General features: G+C 60.0%; 16 protein-coding genes. 4 read left to right on the forward strand and 12 right to left on the reverse strand.

What is annotated here, in order from left to right; translation table 11 throughout:
* Window positions 1-387 precede the first annotated feature (387 nt).
* Window positions 388-1,407, forward strand: coding sequence for an alpha/beta fold hydrolase (locus BW33_RS12955; RefSeq protein ID WP_047599359.1), 1,020 nt, complete (start codon window positions 388-390; stop codon window positions 1,405-1,407).
* Window positions 1,408-1,489: 82 nt separating this feature from the next.
* On the opposite strand, the gene BW33_RS12960 is transcribed toward BW33_RS12955, so the two are convergent.
* On the reverse strand, window positions 1,490-4,858 hold the full coding sequence (locus tag BW33_RS12960; protein ID WP_047599361.1) for a hypothetical protein: 3,369 nt from the start codon (window positions 4,856-4,858) through the stop codon (window positions 1,490-1,492).
* Window positions 4,859-5,082: 224 nt separating this feature from the next.
* Between BW33_RS12960 and BW33_RS12965 the strand changes: the two genes are divergently transcribed.
* Complete coding sequence (locus BW33_RS12965; protein ID WP_047599362.1) at window positions 5,083-5,751, forward strand: DsbA family oxidoreductase; 669 nt, start codon at window positions 5,083-5,085, stop codon at window positions 5,749-5,751.
* A 94-nt stretch (window positions 5,752-5,845) separates the two neighbouring features.
* Here BW33_RS12965 and BW33_RS12970 read toward each other — a convergent pair whose 3' ends face one another.
* From BW33_RS12970 to BW33_RS13020, 11 genes are all read right to left on the reverse strand, one after another.
* Window positions 5,846-6,175 (reverse strand): GlpM family protein, encoded by a 330-nt coding sequence (locus tag BW33_RS12970; RefSeq protein WP_177327487.1) that lies wholly within the window; start codon window positions 6,173-6,175, stop codon window positions 5,846-5,848.
* A gap of 8 nt (window positions 6,176-6,183) precedes the next feature.
* Window positions 6,184-7,512, reverse strand: coding sequence for a sigma-54-dependent transcriptional regulator (locus tag BW33_RS12975; protein WP_047599366.1), 1,329 nt, complete (start codon window positions 7,510-7,512; stop codon window positions 6,184-6,186).
* A complete protein-coding gene (locus tag BW33_RS12980) occupies window positions 7,509-9,410 on the reverse strand; it encodes a sensor histidine kinase (protein WP_047599368.1) in 1,902 nt (633 codons plus the stop codon). Before BW33_RS12980 ends, BW33_RS12975 begins: the two co-directional genes overlap by 4 nt.
* Before the next feature lie 146 nt (window positions 9,411-9,556).
* Window positions 9,557-10,291, reverse strand: coding sequence for an amino acid ABC transporter ATP-binding protein (locus BW33_RS12985; RefSeq protein WP_047599369.1), 735 nt, complete (start codon window positions 10,289-10,291; stop codon window positions 9,557-9,559).
* On the reverse strand, window positions 10,288-10,959 hold the full coding sequence (locus BW33_RS12990; protein WP_003227756.1) for an amino acid ABC transporter permease: 672 nt from the start codon (window positions 10,957-10,959) through the stop codon (window positions 10,288-10,290). Before BW33_RS12990 ends, BW33_RS12985 begins: the two co-directional genes overlap by 4 nt.
* Window positions 10,959-11,705, reverse strand: coding sequence for an amino acid ABC transporter permease (locus tag BW33_RS12995; protein WP_027612077.1), 747 nt, complete (start codon window positions 11,703-11,705; stop codon window positions 10,959-10,961). The genes BW33_RS12990 and BW33_RS12995 overlap by 1 nt, the downstream gene beginning before the upstream one ends.
* A gap of 190 nt (window positions 11,706-11,895) precedes the next feature.
* Window positions 11,896-12,822: a glutamate/aspartate ABC transporter substrate-binding protein gene (locus tag BW33_RS13000; RefSeq protein WP_047599372.1), complete on the reverse strand. Its 927-nt coding sequence runs from the start codon at window positions 12,820-12,822 to the stop codon at window positions 11,896-11,898.
* 465 nt (window positions 12,823-13,287) lie between these two features.
* Window positions 13,288-14,823, reverse strand: coding sequence for a glycerol-3-phosphate dehydrogenase (gene glpD, locus BW33_RS13005; RefSeq protein ID WP_047599373.1), 1,536 nt, complete (start codon window positions 14,821-14,823; stop codon window positions 13,288-13,290).
* A gap of 322 nt (window positions 14,824-15,145) precedes the next feature.
* Window positions 15,146-15,901 (reverse strand): DeoR/GlpR family transcriptional regulator, encoded by a 756-nt coding sequence (locus BW33_RS13010; RefSeq protein WP_047599375.1) that lies wholly within the window; start codon window positions 15,899-15,901, stop codon window positions 15,146-15,148.
* A 95-nt stretch (window positions 15,902-15,996) separates the two neighbouring features.
* Window positions 15,997-17,499, reverse strand: a complete 1,503-nt coding sequence (gene glpK / locus BW33_RS13015; protein ID WP_047599376.1) for a glycerol kinase GlpK — start codon at window positions 17,497-17,499, stop codon at window positions 15,997-15,999.
* 78 nt (window positions 17,500-17,577) lie between these two features.
* Window positions 17,578-18,429 (reverse strand): MIP/aquaporin family protein, encoded by an 852-nt coding sequence (locus tag BW33_RS13020; protein WP_047599377.1) that lies wholly within the window; start codon window positions 18,427-18,429, stop codon window positions 17,578-17,580.
* Window positions 18,430-18,791: 362 nt separating this feature from the next.
* Between BW33_RS13020 and ybaK the strand changes: the two genes are divergently transcribed.
* On the forward strand, window positions 18,792-19,262 hold the full coding sequence (gene ybaK / locus BW33_RS13025; protein ID WP_041068352.1) for a Cys-tRNA(Pro) deacylase: 471 nt from the start codon (window positions 18,792-18,794) through the stop codon (window positions 19,260-19,262).
* 95 nt (window positions 19,263-19,357) lie between these two features.
* On the forward strand, window positions 19,358-20,140 hold the full coding sequence (locus tag BW33_RS13030; protein WP_047599378.1) for a PhzF family phenazine biosynthesis protein: 783 nt from the start codon (window positions 19,358-19,360) through the stop codon (window positions 20,138-20,140).
* The last annotated feature ends 44 nt before the right edge of the window (window positions 20,141-20,184 follow it).

Raw genomic sequence — 20,184 nt, forward strand, 5'->3', positions numbered from 1 at the left:
CAAGGCCAAAGTCGGCTGTTACGTGGGGAAGGGAGTGGGACATGCGGCAGGGCTCCAGAGGGCATGCAGACCGGGTAATCCCGGCCTTCATGACTATTAGAGGCGCGCTGTCACAAGCCCATGCGGTACATGGTTATCGCTTGGAAGTGCTTTTGTTTCAGAGGGTGTACAGACCGCTCCGGCCTGACTCGTTGTCGTCATCGCGTTGGTTATTCTTCGCCACGGCCAGCGCGCTATCCATGCAGAGGATCGTGGCGGACGGCAGGACGCTGTGCAGATTGACCGCTCGGCAAACTTCATCAAATTGTCATGCAACTGTGGCAGCGCGCTTGAACAAACTTCATCAGACTCGCGCTCTACTGGGGTTCTGCGTTTCGGTGTTTCTTCATGCGTTTATTTTTTCTGTTGGCCGCGCTGTTGTTCGGCCTGCCGTCGATGGCGGCTTCGCGTTGCGACGTCAATGTTCCGACTGAACGGGTCGATCTGGCACAGGTGAGCCTGGCGTACCAGAGCATCGGCCGTGCCTCGGATCCGGCGCTGTTGCTGGTCATGGGCCTGGGCGGGCAGTTGATCCACTGGCCGGACGAAGTGGTGGTTGCGCTGTGTCAGCAGGGTTTTCGGGTGATCCGGTACGACAACCGCGATGTCGGTCTGTCCACCTGGCGTCAGGCCCCGGCCGACGCCAACCTGACGTTTGAAGTGCTGCGCTACAAGCTCGGCTTGCCGGTGTCGGCGCCGTACTCGCTGACGGACATGGCCGACGATGCGCTGGGTTTGATGGACGCGCTGCACATCGACCAGTTTCACGTACTGGGTGCCAGCATGGGCGGGATGATCGCCCAGCATCTGGCGGCGATGGCGCCGCAACGGGTGGAAAGTCTGACGCTGATCATGACCAGTTCCGGCGCCGAAGGTTTGCCGGCACCCAGTGCCGCGCTGGTGCAATTGCTGGCTCGGCGCGGTGCGCCGAATCGCGAGGCGGCGCTGGAGCAGCAGGCTGATCTGCTGGCGGCACTTGGCAGCCCGTTGGTCACTGATGATCGGCAAGCACTGCTGCATCAGGCGGCGATTGCTTACGATCGGGCATTCAACCCTGAAGGCGTGAAGCGCCAGATCATGGCGATCCTCGCCGAGCCGAGCCGGGTGACTTTGCTCAATCAACTGCGGGTGCCGACTCTGGTGGTACACGGTACGGCCGATCCGCTGTTGCCGGTGATGCACGGCGTGCATCTGGCGGCGCATATTCGTGGCAGTCAGCTGAAGCTGATTCCGGGGCTGGCCCATCGTTTTCAGGAAGCGTTCAAGGCGCCGTTGCTGGCGGCGGTGTTGCCGTATTTGCAAGAGCACCGTGAAGACACCTCGCATTGGGCGCAGATCGAACCGGGGGCGGCGGGCAATCTGCTCTGAGCGCTTTTGTTGACGCGTGAAAAATCCCGCCGTGCGCTTGAGAACGGCGGGATTTTTTATGCGCAGCAGCTCTGACGGAGTGTCAATTGGTCAACTGCCGTACAAGCAGGTTGTTGATCAAAAAGTCATTGCCGATGTCCCCGGTCTCAAGGTTGTGGACATGGAAGTTGGCAGATGTGTAGGTCGCCATGAACGTGCCGGACAGCGTGACCCAGCCTCTGCCCTTTTCGATGTTGGTGTGAGGCGGATGGAGCATGTAGTCGACCCTCAATGCGATTTTCGGGTCGACGTCGTAGCCGTTGACCGCTGTGTTGTAGATCTGGCAGGAAAACTCATAATACGCACCGAGCAGCAGGTCGAACTTCTGGATGAAGATGATCCCGCTGTTGTCGATTTTTCCCGGAGTGTCGATGTAGTACTGATAGTGCGGGGCAGACCCGTGCAGTCGCCCGCTGTGCGCACCGACGCCGGGAATCCAGCCATTGAAATTGCCGTTGTAGAAATTGGTCAGGGAATACAGATCCGCTTGCACCGTCACACTCCACAGCGGTGACTCCTGTTGTCCGTCCGCTGTTTTCGCGATCAGGCTATGGTGACCGACACCAATGGGGGCCTGAATCTGCCACAAACCGTTTGCATCAGTAATGGCCGAGCCCATTGGTGTTTGCACATCAAACAGATTCACCGTGCTGGCTGGCGTCGCGGTGCCCACCAGCCAGGGATTGGGATCATCACAGGTGCCGCCGTTCCTGACCTGTCCGTTGATGCTCCCCTGATTGTCGATCAATTGGGTAATCGCCGGACGCGCGAGCATTTCGGTTTTGATCGTCAACTCGCGCACGGCAAAGAATGTGTCAGCCCCCCCGGTGTCGCTGAAGTTGGCGACCGATAATCCGAACATCTGGGTGCCGTCCTTGAACAGTTTCAGTGGTGCACGGTCGATCAACCCGCTCAGTCCGGTGTCGACGTGGTTGGCGGTGATGACCCCGTCGAACAGGTTGATCACATATTCGCTGTCGTCCTGCTTCAGGCCACTCAGGGCGACACGCATGCGGGTACCGACGGCAATGAACAGCCAGGGGATCAGGCTCCAGTGCGCATCACCGGAAAAATTGTTGAGGTTGAGCACTTTGTGGTCCGGGGCTTCGACAATGCTCATGCGCGGGTAGTTGAGTTCCGGGCTGGCAAGCGAGCGGACCTGATATTTGGCGGCGGGAGAGCGTTGATCCTGAATGCCTTCCTGTGTCACCTCGTACCAGAAAGACATGAATGTGCCGATGTTTGCAGGAATGGCGGTCAACGGCAGAGCAAACAGCAGCGTGCCGCTGGCATTGCCTTGCAGGCTGGTCAGGGCCGGACTGCCGAAACCTTCACGTCCTTTGACGAACAGCGTCACGCGATGCGATGGATCCATCCCGGTGTAGCGCACACTCACCGTGGCGGTTTTCAAGGTGTTCATCGGGTCAATCAGCAGGCCGGCCGAGGCTTGCATCAGCTCCGGTGCCGGCAGCAGCAGGGCCTTGGAACCGATGCGCAGGGGCAGTTCCGGAGCCGTCAGCGGCAGTTCCCGAGGGCGTTCGATGTACCAGTCGACACTGATGACACGATTGAGCAGCGGCTGGATAAGTTCCAGTGCCAGACGGAACTCAATGTCCTTGCCGACATTGCCGCTGCTGATTGGCAGCGAATCGAAGAATACCGGGCGATCTTGCGGATCGAGGTTGTTGCCCAGTCTCCAGACTTCCAGATGCACGGTATCGCCGATCCGCGTGTGAGCGGCGGCGGGACAAATGGCGGGAGTGCCGAACGGAATATCCTTGGGATCCAGAACGCCTGCCGAGTGCTTGCCGACTTCGACCACGCCCAGCATGTCCTGAGTGCGACCAATGCGAAAGTGACTGGTGAAGGACAGTAAAGGTTGGTCATGGCTGTCACCGGTGACGCTGTAGTCGACGGTGATCGAGCCATTGGGGTAGGTACTGAAGTGTGCCGTTTCAATATCGAAAGGCACCACTATGCCGACACCGGGAATGTCCATTGAACGCGTGACAATGCGCTCATAGGTCTGCAGTCGGGTGGTGCCGCCGGCGCTGGAGCTCAGGCAGGTGAGCGTTACCGTTTCGCCGACCACGATCCCCTCGATCCCGGGCCCGGCATAGATAACCGTGCTGTCGAGTTCGGGAGGGAACACCGCACCCCGCGCTTCGGGAGCCGTGGGGGCCGGTGCCCGGTATTGCTCGCCTGCCAGTCGTGGCGAGTAAGGATAGGACGGTGTGCGAACTTCGCTGCCAGCGACCATCCGGATGCGCTGATAGCTCAGGGTCAGGGTCGTCGGGGCCAGTCTCTTCGCCAGTGCAAAAGGCACGTCGAAGGTCACGACTCCGGCCCTGTAATCGAGCGGGCCGAACACTTCGCGATACCCGCTTGCGCTGTCCACAAGGGTCAGTTCCACCCGATCACCGGCGATGGCGTCGGCGCGCCGCACCAGCACGTCGACTTTCATGGCAGCGCCCTCGAGGTCGTCGAGTTCCAGGATGTCTTCAATGCTCAGCGGTACAGAAGGGGCTTCCAGGTAGGTGGTATCGGGATCGAGTATCCCCACGCCGACTTTCGAGGTCAGGCTCGCGTCATGTACCTGGTCGGTGATCCTGTAGCTCACCAGCAATGGGTCGGCGGGGCCGATCAGCTTGAGAATCTCGGAAGAGACGAGCATTACAATGTCCTGGCCGATTTGCTCGAGTTTGATGGCGTAGGAGGGGACCTTCTGATCACCAACATCCAGTGTGATCACGTCACCGCGCGTCATCTGCGGCCAGGCCGGAATAATGCATTCGACACCGGATTCGACCATGTCCTTGTCGATCAGCGCCGGAAAACGCGGAGCCTCCAGTGGCACGCGTTCGCGACTGTTGCCGGTGGGGTCGAGGCTGTCGGGAAAGGTCGGTTTGAACCACACGTTGATGCGGTCGGACGGCACCGGCTCCGAGGCACCCACCCGTTCGATGCTGTACCACATCTGATGGATGCCGGGTCTCTCGACAACAGTCCTGGGGATAATCCCGAGAATGTTCTTATTGTTGTGGTCGGCAGGCACAATCACCGTCTTGACCAAGGTGCCAGGCTCATCCGGGTCGGGCGTCTCGACCGGTGCAACGCGTTTGCCCATATACAGGCGTACGGTGTCGAATTCTTCCATGACCAGGTAGGAAGGAATCAGCACTTTCCACCCCAGGCCAATGCCCGCCGTTTCATCAGCGCTGACGCCATATGACGCCTGGGGATAGTCCACCTCGTGCCAGCCTGGAATTTTGATCGGGAACAGCCTGAGTACCCCGTTTTCGGTAAACAGACCCGCCGACTTGACCCCCGCAAACGGATCAACCTGCTGTTGCGGACTTTCCGCCTGCAGGGCAGCGAGTTGTTCTCGGGTGTAGATAAACAGGGCAGTCATGGCGCTCTCCGATGCGGCTGATGCGCGCGAACCGCAGTGGTCAAGGCGCGTCTTCTGATTGAGCGGGAAAAACCCGTTGCGCACCACTGTCAGAAATAACAGGTCAGGCGAACTTCCGGACGAGCGGTGTCAACTCTGATACAACAACAGCCGGCTGACACGCCCAGGCATACCCGGTGTATCGTGCAGACTTTCCCGCACGATTTCCGCCCGCGAGGTGTGTGATGAGTTCCGATTTGAAAATCGATTTTGTCAGCGACGTTTCCTGCCCGTGGTGCGTCGTCGGTCTGAATGGCTTGCTGCAGGCGCTGGAGATTCTGCGCGATGAAGTGCAGGCCGAGATTCATTTTCAGCCGTTCGAACTGAACCCGAAAATGGGGCCGGACGGGCAGAACATCACCGAACACATCAGCGAAAAATACGGCTCGACCCCGGAACAGTCACAGAAGAACCGCGAATCGATTCGTGCCCGTGGCGCCGAGGTCGGCTTCGCCTTTCGCACCGACGGCAACAGCCGCATCTACAACACCTTCGATGCTCATCGTCTGTTGCATTGGGCCGGGCTTGAGGGGTTGCAGTTGCCGTTGAAGGAGGCGCTGTTCAAGGCCTGTTTCACTGACGGCGGCAATCCGTCCGATCACGCGCAACTCACGCAGATTGCCGACAGCGTGGGTCTGAACCGGCAACGTGCCGAGGCGATTCTGGCCTGCGACGAGTTTGCCGAAGAGGTACGTGAAGAAGAGCGGTTGTGGCTGCAACGCGGCGTGAGTTCAGTACCGACCGTAGTGTTCAACGGTCAATATGCGGTGACGGGCGGGCAGCCGGTGGAGACTTTTGTCGGGGCGATCCGGCAGATCATGAGTGAAGCCCGTGGCGGCTCCGTCAGTAATTGAATCTCCAACCCTGTAGGAGCTGCCGAAGGCTGCGATCTTTTGCCTTTAAAGAGCAGGATCAAAAGATCGCAGCCTGCGGCAGCTCCTACAAAGATCAGCTGTGCAGGCGCACCCACACCGAGACCAGCACGGTGGCGGCGATCAGCCACGCGACCACGGCCACGGCGAGTGACGCCTCCAAACGCATGCGGTCAACCATCACGTACAGCGTCGCCAGATAGATGAAGTACGGAATGATCGACCACATGCCGAACACAATCGTCGCCTTCAGATCGTCGATCGAACGGCCCTTGCCGACGATGTAGTGGGCGATCAGGGCGAAGGTCGGAAACAGCGGCACCAGTCCGGCGATGTAATAGTTTTTGGTCTTCGACAGTGCGGCGAGGATCAGCACCACCGCCGCGCCGAGTGCCGCTTTGAGTATCAGATCCATCAGTGGCTCAACCCGTACTTTTTCACTTTGTCGAACAGCGTGGTCTTGGCCATGCCCAGCTCCAGACTGGCCTGGGTCAGGTTACCGCCACTGCGTTGCAAGGCATCGTTGAGCAGGTTGCGCTCGAAGGCTTCCACCGCTTCGGCGAACGCCAGCCCCTGACCGCCGCTGCTGGCGCCGGACTTCTTGAACGCCGGCAGGCCGAGGGCAAAGCGCTCGGCGACGTTACGCAGTTCGCGCACGTTGCCCGGCCAGTCGTGGCTCATCAGGTTCGACAGGGTCTGGTTGTCCAGCTCGGGCAACGCGCGGTCGAAACGCAGCGCCGACTGCTGGGTGAAGTGTTCGAACAGTTGCAGGATATCTTCACGGCGCTCGCGCAGCGGCGGCAATTCCAGCGTCACCACGTTGAGGCGGTAGTACAAGTCGCTGCGGAACTCGCCGGCCTTGCTCGCATCGTCGAGGTCGGATTTGGTCGCGGCGATCACCCGGCAATCCACCGCCACGCTCTGGTTCGAACCGAGGCGTTCGAGGGTGCGTTCCTGCAACACGCGCAGCAGTTTGATCTGCAACGGCAGGGGCATGCTTTCCACTTCGTCGAGGAACAGCGTGCCGCCGTCGGCATGTTCGATCTTGCCGATGCGCCGTTTGCCGGCACCGGTGAAAGCGTTGGCTTCGTGGCCGAATATCTCGCTTTCGAAAAGGTTTTCCGGCAGACCGCCGCAGTTCAGCGCGACAAATTGCTTGGCATGCCGACGACTGAAGTCGTGCAGGCAACGGGCGACCAGTTCCTTGCCGGTGCCGGTTTCGCCTTCGATCAATACGTTGGCCGAGGTGTCGGCGACGTTGGCGATCAGTTCGCGCAGGTTCTGCATGGCTGGTGAGCGACCGATGATCCGACCTTCGAGAGAATCGCGTTCGGCCAGTTGCCGACGCAGCGAGGAGACTTCGCGGGCGAGGCTGCGTTGCTCCAGGGCGCGACGAGCGACGTCCACCAGACGCTCCGGCGAGAACGGTTTCTCCATGAAATCGTAGGCGCCTTTCTGCATCGCGCCGACGGCCATGGAGATATCGCCATGACCGGTGATCAGCACCACCGGCAGACTGCGGTCGCGCGCCTTGAGGCGGGTCAGCAGTTCCAGGCCATCGATGCCGGGCAGGCGAATGTCGCTGATGACGATCCCGGCAAAGTTGTCGCCGACCCGCTCCAGCGCTTCTTCGGCACTGCCGACGCCGATGCAGGGAATGTCTTCCAGAGTCAGTGCCTGCTGGCAGCCGAGCAGCACATGGGGGTCGTCTTCGACGATCAGCACACTAAGGTCGTGGTTCATATTGGCTCGGCAGGAGTAGGGCTTACCAACGGTAAACTGAGGACGAAGGTGGTGCCACCGCTGGCCGGGTGTTCGACACCCAGATGCCCGCCGGTGGCAGCAGCGAGGCTGGCGGAGAGGGTCAGGCCGAGGCCCAGACCCTGCTCGCCGGGTTTGGTGGTGAAGAACGGCTCGAACAGATGCTTGCGCGTTTCGGCATCGACCCCGTGGCCGTTATCGCGTACCCGCAGGCGATATTTGCCGTTGAACTCTTCGCCTTCCAGCCAAAGCTGCGGTGCGGGTTGCGCCTGCATGGCGTCGAGGGCGTTGCCGATCAGGTTGACCAGAATCTGTTCGAGGCGGGTCTGGTCGATCTGCACCTGTACGTCGCTGAACTGACGATGCAGTTGCAGCGTTATGCTCTCGACCCGCGCGCCGAGCAGTTGCAGGGCAGCGTCCACCGCTTTGCCGAGACTGGCCTGGCCTTCGTTGTCGCCGCGCCGGGCGAACGAACGCAGACTGGCGGTGATCCGGCCCATGCGGTCGATCAGGTCGTTGATGGTCTTGAGGTTGGTGCTGGCGACGTCGAGCTGGCCGCGTTGCAGAAAGCGAATGGTGTTGCCGGACAGGGTGCGCATCGCCGCCAGCGGCTGGTTCAGTTCGTGGGCGATGCTGGTCGACATCTGGCCGATGGCTGCGAGTTTTCCGGCCTGCACCAGTTCGTCCTGGGCGCGGCGCAGGGTCTCTTCGGCCTGGCGTCGCTCGCGGATCTGGCTCTTGAGGCGTTCGTTGCTGGCGCGCAGGTCACCGGTGCGTTCGGTAATCCGACGCTCCAGTTGATTGTTGGCTTCCTGCAAGGCTTCCCGGGCGGCGAGGCGCGTGGCGATGACCTTGCGTCGCTCGTTCCAGGCAATCAGCAGGAACGCCACCAGAGCGAAGGCCACGGCCACCAGGATGCCCTGATTGATCGCTTCACGACGCAAATCCTGCAACGGTGTGAGCAGGGTGAAATTCCATGGCGTGTCGCTCAGCGGCCGGGTCTGCGCCAGGTAGCTGATGCTGTCGTCATCGGCGCTCAGTTCGCTGTTGGCCGGGAAGGTCAGCTTCTCCACACCGTCGGCCAGAGTTTCCCGGGCCAGCGGTTGCAGTTCGTTGAGCGGGAACCAGTAATACTGCAGGCTGCGCGCGAGTTTCTCTTTGGTTTCATCGCTCAGCGGCACCACCGATTTCAGGCGCCGCGCCGGGTCGCTGGAAAGAATGATGATGCCGTTCTCGTCGCTGACGAAGGCTTCCAGGCGGGCGCGTTGCCAGCGTTCTTCCAGGGCTTCGAGGCGCACCTTGACCACGGCGACGCCGATGATCTTGCCGTGTTCTTCCAGGCCATGGGCGAGGTAATAACCGGGTTCGCCGCTGGTGCTGCCGATGCCGTAGAAACGTCCGGGTTCGCCGCGCACGGCTTTCTGGAAGTAGGCGCGGAAGGACAGGTCTTCGCCGAGGTAACTGTCGACGTCGCGCCAGTTGCTGGTGGCCATCACGCGGCCGGTGGTGTCCATCACGTAGATGGCCCGACTGCGGCTGCGCCGGTTCAGGCCTTCAAGGTAAGCATTGACCGTTTGCCGGTGCTCCGGAGTCGGGTCGGCCAGCAGTTGCGGGACACTGGTTTCCAGTTCCAGCAGGCTGGGCAGGTAGGTGTATTTGCTGATCTCGCTTTCGACCGTGCGCGCGTGCAGTTCGAGCTGACGCTGGCCGTTTTCGCTGAGGCTGCGGATGCCGAAATGCTCACTGGTCCAGAAGCCGATGTAACCCAGTCCGATCATCAGGATGATGATCAGCGGCGGCAGGAACAGATGGCGAATCAGACGGGGCTTCACGGCAAGTGATGGCGGCGCTGCGCGATAGAGATTGGGGTCGCATTTCATCACAGTTGCCTTGGGTCAACCACCACAACAAACCTCACCAATCTCCTGTAGGAGCTGCCGCAGGCTGCGATCTTTTGACTTTGCTGTTTGAAGGCAAAAGATCGCAGCCTGCGGCAGCTCCTACAGAAAGAGCGGCGGTATTGCTTTTAGTGCTGCAGGATTTTCTCGAGGAAGTGCTGCGCGCGTTCGGAGCGGGCGCTGATGTCGCCGAAGAACTCCTCTTTCGGGCAGTCTTCGATGATTTTGCCGGCGTCCATGAAGATCACGCGGTCAGCCACTTTGCGGGCGAAGCCCATTTCGTGGGTCACGCACATCATGGTCATGCCCTCCTGGGCCAGTTGCACCATGACGTCGAGCACTTCGTTGACCATTTCCGGGTCGAGCGCCGAAGTCGGTTCGTCGAACAGCATGACGATCGGGTCCATCGCCAGCGCACGGGCAATCGCCACACGCTGCTGCTGACCGCCGGACAGTTGCCCCGGATGCTTGTGGGCATGCGCCGACAGACCGACGCGCTCAAGCAGTTGCAGACCTTTCTTGGTCGCCTCTTCCTTGCTGCGGCCCAGCACCTTGATCTGCGCGATGGTCAGGTTTTCGGTGATGGTCAGGTGCGGGAACAGCTCGAAATGCTGGAACACCATGCCGACGCGCGAACGCAGTTTCGGCAGGTTGGTCCTGGAGTCGGCAATCGAGGTGCCGTCGACGACGATGTCGCCTTTCTGGAACGGCTCCAGCGCGTTGACGCACTTGATCAGGGTCGACTTGCCCGAACCCGACGGGCCGCAGACCACGATCACTTCGCCTTTTTTGACCTCGGTGCTGCAATCAGTCAGCACCTGGAAGTCGCCATACCACTTGTTGATGTTTTTGATAGAGATCATACGGCGAACCTTTTTTGCAGACGCTTGACCAGCAGCGAGGCGGAAAAGCTGATGATGAAGTAGACGACACCGGCAAAGATCAGGAACTCGTTGGACCGACCGATGATGTCGCCGCTGGAACGGGCGGAGTTGAGGAAGTCCACCAGGCCCACGGTGTAGACCAGCGAGGTGTCCTGGAACAGGATGATCGACTGTTGCAGGAGCAACGGGGTCATCTTGCGGAACGCCTGGGGCAGGATGATCAGACGCATGGTCTGGCCATAGGTCATGCCCATCGCCTGGGCGGCGGCCATCTGGCCTTTGGGGATCGACTGCACGCCGGCCCGGACGATCTCACAGAAGTACGCGGCTTCGAACATCATGAAGGCCACGACGCAGGAGGTGAACGCGCCGATCGGGGTGTCTTCGCCGGTGATCCAGCGCAGCACGAACGGCACCGCCAGGTAGAACCAGGTGATCACCAGCAGCAGCGGGATCGAGCGGAAGTAGTTCACATAGGCGCCGGCGACGCGCGACAGCAGTTTGCTCGACGACAGGCGCATCAGCGCCAGGATCGTCCCTAGCACGATGCCGCCGACCACGCCCATGACCATCAACTGCAAGGTCATGACCATGCCGTTCCACAAGCCGGGGATTGCGGGGATGATGCCGCTGAAATCGAAGTCCATTATTTACCCCCCACGGAGATCAGGCCGGGCACTGCGACTTTCTTCTCGACCATGCGCATCAGCAACATCAGGCTCATGTTCAGGGTGAAGTAGATCAGCGTGGCCAGGGTGAAGGCTTCAAACAGGTTGGCCGAGAATTCGGCGGTCTGCTTGGTTTGCGCCAGCAGTTCCATCAGGCCGATCAAGGACGCCACGGAGGAGTTCTTGAAGACGTTGAGGAATTCCGAGGTCAGCGGCGGAATGATGATGCGGTAGGCCTGGGGCAGCAGCACGTTCCAGTAGATCTGCGGCAGCTTGAAACCCATGGCGCGGGCGGCGGATTCCTGGCCGCGTGGCAGCGCCTGGATGCCGGTGCGCACTTGCTCGCAGACCCGGGCGGCGGTGAACAGGCCCAGGCACACGACGACGCTCAGGTAGGCCGAGGTGGTCGGGTTCAGATCCTGTTTGTACCAGTCCTGCAGGTTCTGCGGCAGCAGGTCGGGCACCAGGAAGTACCAGATGAACAGCTGCACCAGCAGCGGCACGTTGCGAAACAGTTCGACGTAGCAGGTCGCGATGCCCGATACGAGGCGGTTCGGCACCGTGCGCATGACCCCCAGAATGGAGCCCAGCAGCAAGGCGATGATCCATGCCACGATGGCGATGGCAATGGTCCAGCCCAGGCCGGCGATGTACCAGTCGAGATAAGTCTCGCTGCCCACGCCGGTGGACTTGAAGAACACGCCCCAGTCCCAGTTGTAATTCATTAGGGTCTCCCCTCGAAATCGATCGATGTACAAGCACCCGCGTGGGGAAGATCCTTTCCCGTCCGACGTTGAACGCCGGGCACACGCGATCGGCTCGAAAACCGCCAGGTCGAGTGTTCCACTGTAAAACCAGCAGGTAACAGACGCCTGAGGGAGGGTGGCTCCCTCAGGGGATAAGGTTAGTCAGGAATCAGATTTTTACGTCAGGCGCCGGCTTGTCGCTCGGGTTGGCGATCAGATCTTTTACCTTGTCGCTCATCGGGAAGTTCAGGTTCAGGCCTTTTGGTGGAATCGGGCTCTCGAACCACTTGCTGTAGATCTTGTTGATCTCGCCGGACTTGAACAGGCCGACAATGGCGTCATCCACAGCCTTCTTGAAGGCTGGGTCGTCCTTGCGAACCATGCACGCGTAGGCTTCGAACGACTGCGGCGTACCGGTGATGATCCAGTCGGCCGGCTTCTTGGCCTTGGCTTCTTCACCGGCCAGCAGGGCGTCGTCCATCATGAAGGCAACGGCACGGCCACTTTCCAGCATGTTGAAGGATTCGCCGTGGTCTTTGGCGGAGATGATGTTCATGCCCATCTGCTTGTCGGCGTTCATCGCTTTGATGATGCGCTCGGACGTGGTGCCGGCGGTGGTCACGACGTTTTTGCCTTTGAGGTCGGCAAAGTCTTTGTAGGACGGGTTGCCATCCTTGTCTTTCTTGACCAGCAGGCGGGTGCCGATTTCGAAGATGTTGACGGTGAAGTCGACTTGCTGGGCGCGTTCGGCGTTGTTGGTGGTGGAACCACACTCGATATCCGCGGTGCCGTTCTGGATCAGCGGGATACGGGTTTGCGAGGTCACCAGGTTGTATTTGACCTGCAGGTCTGGCTTGTTCAGGTCTTTTTTCAGGGCTTCAACGATGGCCACTTGAATGTCGTGGGAGTAGCCCACGGGTTTGCCGGAAGCATCCGCGATGTAGGAAAACGGGATGGAGCTGTCGCGGTGAGCGAGGGTGATGGTGCCGGAATCGTTGATTTTCTTCAGGGTGCCGGTGAGTTCGGCGGCGAAAACTGGTGTGCTGATCAGAGCGGCAGCAATGGCTGCGCCCAGGATATGGGGAACGATGCGCATCAAATTTTCCTCGAATTGTTTTTTTTATGGAGCCAGTTCGTCGGCCCTTTTGTGCTTCGAATGCCTGACGGCTCCTGAAGTGTTGGCACGGCAGGCATTCGTCGAGAGAGTGTAGAGCATGAGTCGTGCCAGAGCAGTCGATAGTGGCTAATGGCTTGATTAATAAGGTGATTAAAGTTTTGTGTCGGTGTTTTTGGCTGAAACTGATCCGGTTAACCGAATTGACCGGGAGGTCGCGTTCGGAAATCCGAACGATCTATCGTCGGTTGTTTTCGGCAGCGCGACCTTTGTGGCGAGGGAGCTTGCTCCCGCTGGACTGCGCAGCAGGCCCGCTTTTATAAATGGGGCCGCTTCGCGACCCAGCGGGAGCAAGCTCCCTCGCCACAGGTAAAGTGGCCGGCCCGGATAAACAAAAAAGCCCCTGAATCGTGAGATTCAGGGGCTTCGTTTCAAGCGCTGTAAACGTCAGGCCGCTTCAATCTTGCGGTTCTGCTCGACCTTGCCCAGGTACGCCGCCAGTTTCTCTTGCTCGGCCGGGGTGGTGAACAGGCCCAGCTTGCTGCGGCGCCACAGAATGTCGTGCGCCGTGGTCGCCCATTCTTCGCTGCACAGGTAATCGACCTCGCGGGTGTAGAGCCCGCCACCGAGGTGTTCGCCCATGTCGGCCAGGGTTTCCACGCCTTCGAGCATGCGCCAGGTGCGGCTGCCGTAGGTGGTGGCCCAGCGGCGGGCGATCTCGGTCGGGACGAAGTCGAACTTGTCGCGGATCTGCGCGCTCAAGGCTTGCGGGGTGGTCATGTCTTCGCCGCCGGGCAGGGTCGCGGTGGCGGTCCAGCTCGGGCGCATCTGGGTGAAGTACGGCATCAGCTGGGCCATCGCCGACTCGGCGAGTTTGCGGTAGGTGGTCAGCTTGCCGCCGAACACTGACAGCAGCGGCGCTTCTTCGCCGCCACCGGACAGCGCCAGCGTGTAGTCGCGGGTCACGGCGGACGGGTTGTCGGACTCGTCGTTGCACAGTGGACGCACGCCCGAGTAGCTGTGCTGGATGTCGTCGCGGCTGATCTGCTGCTTGAAGTGGGCGTTGACCACTTTCAGCAGGTAATCGGTTTCACCATCGGTGATCGCTACTTTTGCTGGATCGCCCGTGTATTCACGGTCGGTGGTGCCGATCAGGGTGAAGTGGTTCAGGTACGGAATAGTGAAGACGATGCGCTGATCTTCGTTTTGCAGGATGTGCGCGTGATCGCCTTCGTACAGTTTCGGCACGATGATGTGGCTGCCCTGAATCAGGCGGATGCCGTACGGCGATTCCATTTTCAGGTCGTCGCGGATGAACTTGGCGACCCACGGGCCGGCCGCGTTTACCAGTGCTTTGGCGGTGATCGAAAACAGGCTGCCGTCGGCGCGTTCCAGGTTCAGGTGCCACAGGCCCTTGGCACGCCGGGCGCTGACGCAACGGGTCTGGGTGTGCACGTGAGCGCCTTGTTCCCGGGCGGCCATGGCATTCAGAACGACGAGGCGGGCGTCATCGACCCAGCAATCGGAATATTCGAAGCCCTTGGTGATTTCGCTTTTCAGTGCGCTGTCGGCACCGAACTTCAGGCTTTTCGAACCTGGCAGCTTTTCACGCTTGCCGAGGTTGTCATAGAGGAACAGACCGGCGCGGATCATCCACGCCGGACGCAGGTGCGGACGGTGAGGCAGCACGAAACGCATTGGCTTGACGATGTGCGGCGCCTTGGCCAGCAACACTTCGCGCTCGGCCAGCGCTTCACGCACCAGACGGAATTCGTAATGTTCGAGGTAGCGCAGGCCACCGTGGATCAGCTTGCTGCTGGCCGACGAGGTGTGGCTGGCCAGGTCATCCTTTTCGCAAAGGAACACCGAGAGACCGCGACCGGCGGCATCCGCTGCGATCCCCACGCCATTGATCCCGCCGCCAATCACGGCAACATCGTAGATTTCGGCAATAGGGGGCGTACGCAAGGTAGAGGTGGACATCGGCAGGCCTCGGGCTCTTTTGATTTTATGTCTTGGAAATCGAACATAAATGTTCATTTGCGAAAATGGTAGCCCATAAAGACGCGCGCAGCCAGTCGCGTTCGATTGAAAAAACTCATCGAAGGGCGGCTAAAGGAAAATTTCCGAACATTTTTGAGGCGCAGATGATTTTTGTGGCGAGGGGATTTATCCCCGATGGGCCGCGTAGCGGCCCCTCAATCAACTACCGTGGAGTCTCAGGCACACCGCATTGGGTGGTTTTAGGACTGCTTCGCAGCCCATCGGGGATAAATCCCCTCGCCACAGGGGAATGTCGACGGGGTTAAACGACTTCCAGGCGAATCTTGTGCTGGTTCAGCAGTTGCGCCAGAGCTGGTACCGGTTGCTGATCGGTCACCAGGCAGTCGATCAGGCTGATCGGACCGAGGCGGATCATCGCGTTACGCCCGAATTTGCTCGAGTCCGCCGCCAGAATCACCTGCCGCGCATTGGCGATGATCGCCTGGGAAACGCGCACTTCCTGATAATCGAAGTCGAGCAGGCTACCGTCTTCGTCGATGCCGCTGATACCCACCAGGGCGAAATCAACCTTGAACTGATTGATGAAATCCACGCTCGCCTGACCGACCACGCCACCGTCACGGCGCACGTTGCCGCCAGTCAGCAGCACATCGAAATCATCCTTGGCACTGAGCATCGAGGCGACGTGCAGGTTGTTGGTGATGATCTTCAGATGGTTGTGATTGAGCAGGGCGCGGGCAATCGATTCGGTGGTGGTGCCGATGTTGATGAACAGCGAGGCGTGATCGGGGATCTGCGCGGCGATGGCTTCGCCGATGCGTTGTTTTTCGTCGCGCATCTGGTCGGCGCGCATCGCATAAGCCGTGTTTTCGACGCTTGAATCATAGGCTGCGCCGCCATGGTAGCGACGCAACAGATTGGCTTCCGCGAGCTGATTGATGTCGCGGCGGATGGTTTGCGGGGTAACAACGAACAGCGTAGCCATCTCCTCGATGCTCACATAGCCGCGTTCGCGGACCAGTTCGAGGATTTGCTGCTGACGGGGAGGCAGATTCATGGGGCTTCCTTTGGGCTGCCGTGCAAAATTTGCCCATGATGCCGCAGGAATCCGCTCCCTACCAGTTAGATGCCTATCTGGATCTGAAGGTTGGCTTATTCAGCGTCTTCACGCGCCCAGTCACGGGTGCGGCTGACGGCTTTTTTCCAGCCTTTGTACAGTTTCTCTTTCTCGACTTCTTCCAGGCTCGGTTCGAACTCGCGCTCGATGACGGCCTTGCCGCGCAGTTCGTCCAGGCTGCCCCAGAAGCCGCACGCCAGACCGGCCAGGTACGCCGCGCCGAGTGCAGTGGTTTCGCGCATTTGCGGACGCTCGACCTGGGTGCCGAGGATGTCGGCCTGGAACTGCATGAGGAAGTTGTTCGCGACCGCGCCGCCGTCCACACGCAGGGCCTTGAGGCGTTCGCCGGAGTCCTGTTGCATGGCGTCGAGCACATCGCGGGTCTGGTAGGCGATCGATTCCAGCGCTGCGCGGATGATGTGATCCACGCGCACGCCGCGCGTCAGGCCGAACAGTGCGCCACGGGCATACGGATCCCAGTACGGAGCACCGAGACCGGTGAAGGCCGGTACCAGATACACGCCGTTGCTGTCCTTCACTTTATTGGCGAAGTATTCGGTGTCGTGAGCGTCGTTGACGATCTTCAGTTCATCGCGCAGCCACTGCACGGTCGAGCCACCGTTGAACACCGCGCCTTCCAGGGCGTAAGCCACTTCGCCACGCGGGCCGCAAGCGATGGTGGTGAGCATGCCGTGTTGAGATTTCACCGCTTTGTCGCCAGTGTTCATCAGCAGGAAGCAGCCAGTGCCGTAGGTGTTTTTTGCCTGGCCCGGCTCGACGCACATCTGGCCGAACAGTGCCGCCTGCTGGTCACCGGCGATACCGCCGATGGCGATGCCGCTCTTGGTGCGACCGTAGATTTCCGAAGAGGCTTTGACTTCCGGGAGCATCTCGCGCGGGATGTCGAGGATCTCCAGCATCTTCGAATCCCATTCCAGCGAGTGGATGTTGAAGAGCATGGTGCGCGAGGCGTTGGTGTAGTCGGTGACGTGCACCTTGCCGCCGGTGAATTTCCAGATCAGCCAGCTATCGATGGTGCCGAACAGCAATTCGCCGTTGCGCGCACGCTCGCGGCTGCCTTCGACGTTGTCGAGGATCCACTTCAGCTTGGTGCCGGAGAAGTACGGGTCGGTGACCAGGCCGGTGTTGTCGCGGATGTAATCTTCGTGGCCATCGCGCTTGAGCTGCTGGCAGATCTCGGTGCTGCGGCGGCACTGCCAGACGATGGCGTTGTACACCGGACGACCGGTGGTCTTGTCCCAGACCACGGTGGTTTCACGCTGGTTGGTGATACCGATGGCAGCGACCTGATCGTGATGCAGACCGGCCTGAGCCAGCGCTTCGACCATCACCGCGCTCTGGGTCGCAAAGATTTCCATCGGATCGTGTTCGACCCAGCCTGCTTGCGGGTAGTGCTGGGCGAATTCGCGTTGGGCGGTGCAGACCACGTTCGCATCGCGGTCGAAAATGATCGCGCGGGAGCTGGTCGTACCCTGATCGAGGGCAATGATGTAGTTCTTATTCTGAATGTCGGTCATGTCGATTGCCTTGGACTAAATAAGGGAGAGTGGGCCGGGGCGCAGGTTCGAAATGGTCGGGAACCCACGCCGACTGTTTCAAGAAGTTCTTGGTTTGCCGTCAATGGCCGGTTCTGCATCCTTTGTAGCAGGTGTGGCGCCGGTCAGGTGACGGGCGATGAGCCCGCGATACCCGGCAGCGCCGAGGCAGGCACCGACAATCGGTGCAAAAATCGGAATCAGGAAGTACGGAATATCGCGGCCGCCAGTGAAGGAAATTTCACCCCAGCCGGCGAAGAAAGTCATCAGTTTCGGACCGAAGTCACGGGCCGGGTTCATTGCAAAACCGGTCAGCGGGCCCATCGAGCTGCCGATCACGGCAATCAGCAAACCGATCAGCAGCGGGGCCATCGGGCCTTTCGGCAGACCGTTGTTGTCATCGGTCAGGGCCATGATCACGCCCATCAGGATCGCGGTGATGATCATCTCGACGAGGAATGCCTGGGCGGTGGACAGCACCGGATTGGGGAACGTCGAGAATACCGAGGCCAACTCAAGGCTGGCGGCGGTGCCACGCATCATGTGGTGGGTTTGTTCGTAATCGAAGAACAGGTTGCTATACAGCGTGTATACCAACAGCGCACCGCAGAAGGCGCCGGCGATCTGCGACAGGATATAGAACGGCAGTTTGCGCTTTTCGAAGTCGGCGAAAATGCTCAGGGCAATGCTCACGGCGGGGTTCAGATGCGCGCCCGAAACCCCGGCGGTCAAGTAGATCGCCATGCTCACGCCAACGCCCCAGATGATGCTGATTTCCCACAGGCCGAAGCTGGCGCCCGCGACTTTGAGCGCGGCGACACATCCGGTGCCGAAAAAGATCAGCAGTGCAGTCCCCAGAAACTCGGCCAGGCATTGGCCGGAAAGCGATGGTTGCTGTAAAGCAGTTGTCATTGAAAACCTCGATTTTTGTTGTTGTCTGGCGCGTTTGCCGTCAGGGCAGGGCGCGATTTTCCCCGGGGCAGGATCCCCATCCTGTTCCCGGTTTACTGCTGGGTGCTGCGGTGATGATAATTCTTACATTATTCAGATTCGAAAAAATATAGACAAGAAACAAACCTGTCAAAGGTCGAAAGTGAACCATCGGTCACAATTAAACTATCAGCTTGCTGAATGATCCTGCGGATAACTGCGGCGATAGTCCGGCGATTCGCCTGCAAAGCCCGGAAAACGGGGCTTGTGCTAGAGCCTTTTACGATGTGATGGCCTAGAATCCGGCGCAGGATTTTTCAGTTGATGCCGAGCCTGGAGCTGCCATGACCCCTGCGTTGGACTTGTTGAAAAAAGTTCGTGCCGAACATCGCGTGCACAGTTACGAACATGACCCCAAGGCCGCGTCCTATGGGCTGGAGGCCGCAGAGAAACTGGCGCTGGAGCCGGCGCAGGTGTTCAAGACGCTGCTCGCTGCCAGCGAAAAAGGTGAATTGCTGGTGGCGGTGGTGCCGGTCGTCGGAAGTCTTGACCTCAAAGGCCTGGCCCACGCGGCGGGCGTGAAGAAAGTCGAAATGGCTGACCCGGCTGCGGCGCAGCGTTCCACCGGTTACCTGTTGGGCGGCATCAGTCCACTGGGGCAGAAGAAGCGTCTGCGTACCTTCATCGATAACTCGGCCCAGGGCTTTGCGACTATTTATGTCAGTGCTGGCCGACGTGGCCTGGAAGTCGAACTGGCGCCGGCGGTTCTGGCTGAACACACCCAAGCCAAATTCGCCGACATCGGCCGCGTGTAACGCTGATTTCTGTATGCAGAAAAATCGCCGGTTCTGTCACTGGTACGGATCCGGCCGGCGCTGCATGCTCTGCCCACGGACTTAGGGAGAAGGTTATGCAGCTTGAGTTTCATCAGGTCGATGCGTTCAGTGATCGGCCGTTCAGTGGCAATCCGGCGATGGTGTATCGGCTCGACGCATGGCTTGCGGATGAGCTGATGCAGAAGATCGCCGCCGAGCACAATCTGGCGGAAACCGCGTTTGTGGTGCGCGAAGGCGCGGCGTGGCACATCCGCTGGTTCACCCCGACCACCGAAGTGCCGTTGTGTGGGCACGCCACACTGGCCAGCGCCTATGTGTTGTTCGAGGTCTACAAGGAAAACGTCGAGCGTCTGGACTTCATCTGCAAGTCCGGGCCGCTGAGCGTCAGTCGCGAGGGCGATCGCCTGTGGCTGGACTTCCCGTCGATTGTGCCGTCAGAGATTGGCGTGACGCTGGATGTCGAGCGCGCGCTGGGCGTCGAGGCAGTGGATGTGCTCGGTTCCAACGAGTTGTTTGTGGTGCTGGAGTCGGAGCAGGCAGTGCTCGACTGCACGCCGGACATGGCTGCACTGGCGAAACTGCCGTGGCTCGGCGCCATCGTGACGGCGCGCGGCAATCAGCACGATTTCGTTTCGCGCTACTTCGCCCCGGCGATCGGCATCAATGAAGATCCGGTCACTGGATCGACGCATTGCAGCTTGATTCCGTACTGGTCGAAACGTCTGGGCAAATCCAGTTTGACTGCGTGCCAGCGTTCGGCGCGGGGCGGGGAGCTGTTCTGTCGGCTGGAAGGGGAGCGGGTCAAGATCGGCGGGAATGCGACGCTGGTGGCCAGCGGTACCTTGATCCTCGGTTAAAAGCTAAAAGATCGCAGCCTTCGGCAGCTCCTACAGGGATGAAT

The sequence above is a fragment of the Pseudomonas sp. RIT288 genome (assembly GCF_000631985.1).
Taxonomy (GTDB): domain Bacteria; phylum Pseudomonadota; class Gammaproteobacteria; order Pseudomonadales; family Pseudomonadaceae; genus Aquipseudomonas.

Coding starts and splice junctions, on each gene's coding strand:
- BW33_RS13030 (WP_047599378.1), top strand. CDS start 19,358: ATGCAGCTTGAGTTTCATCAGGTCGATGCGTTCAGTGATCGGCCGTTC.
- BW33_RS12985 (WP_047599369.1), bottom strand. CDS start 10,291: ATGATCTCTATCAAAAACATCAACAAGTGGTATGGCGACTTCCAGGTG.
- BW33_RS12995 (WP_027612077.1), bottom strand. CDS start 11,705: ATGAATTACAACTGGGACTGGGGCGTGTTCTTCAAGTCCACCGGCGTG.
- BW33_RS13010 (WP_047599375.1), bottom strand. CDS start 15,901: ATGAATCTGCCTCCCCGTCAGCAGCAAATCCTCGAACTGGTCCGCGAA.
- glpD (WP_047599373.1), bottom strand. CDS start 14,823: ATGTCCACCTCTACCTTGCGTACGCCCCCTATTGCCGAAATCTACGAT.
- BW33_RS13020 (WP_047599377.1), bottom strand. CDS start 18,429: ATGACAACTGCTTTACAGCAACCATCGCTTTCCGGCCAATGCCTGGCC.
- BW33_RS12965 (WP_047599362.1), top strand. CDS start 5,083: ATGAGTTCCGATTTGAAAATCGATTTTGTCAGCGACGTTTCCTGCCCG.
- ybaK (WP_041068352.1), top strand. CDS start 18,792: ATGACCCCTGCGTTGGACTTGTTGAAAAAAGTTCGTGCCGAACATCGC.
- glpK (WP_047599376.1), bottom strand. CDS start 17,499: ATGACCGACATTCAGAATAAGAACTACATCATTGCCCTCGATCAGGGT.
- BW33_RS13000 (WP_047599372.1), bottom strand. CDS start 12,822: ATGCGCATCGTTCCCCATATCCTGGGCGCAGCCATTGCTGCCGCTCTG.
- BW33_RS12955 (WP_047599359.1), top strand. CDS start 388: ATGCGTTTATTTTTTCTGTTGGCCGCGCTGTTGTTCGGCCTGCCGTCG.
- BW33_RS12980 (WP_047599368.1), bottom strand. CDS start 9,410: ATGAAATGCGACCCCAATCTCTATCGCGCAGCGCCGCCATCACTTGCC.
- BW33_RS12960 (WP_047599361.1), bottom strand. CDS start 4,858: ATGACTGCCCTGTTTATCTACACCCGAGAACAACTCGCTGCCCTGCAG.
- BW33_RS12975 (WP_047599366.1), bottom strand. CDS start 7,512: ATGAACCACGACCTTAGTGTGCTGATCGTCGAAGACGACCCCCATGTG.
- BW33_RS12990 (WP_003227756.1), bottom strand. CDS start 10,959: ATGGACTTCGATTTCAGCGGCATCATCCCCGCAATCCCCGGCTTGTGG.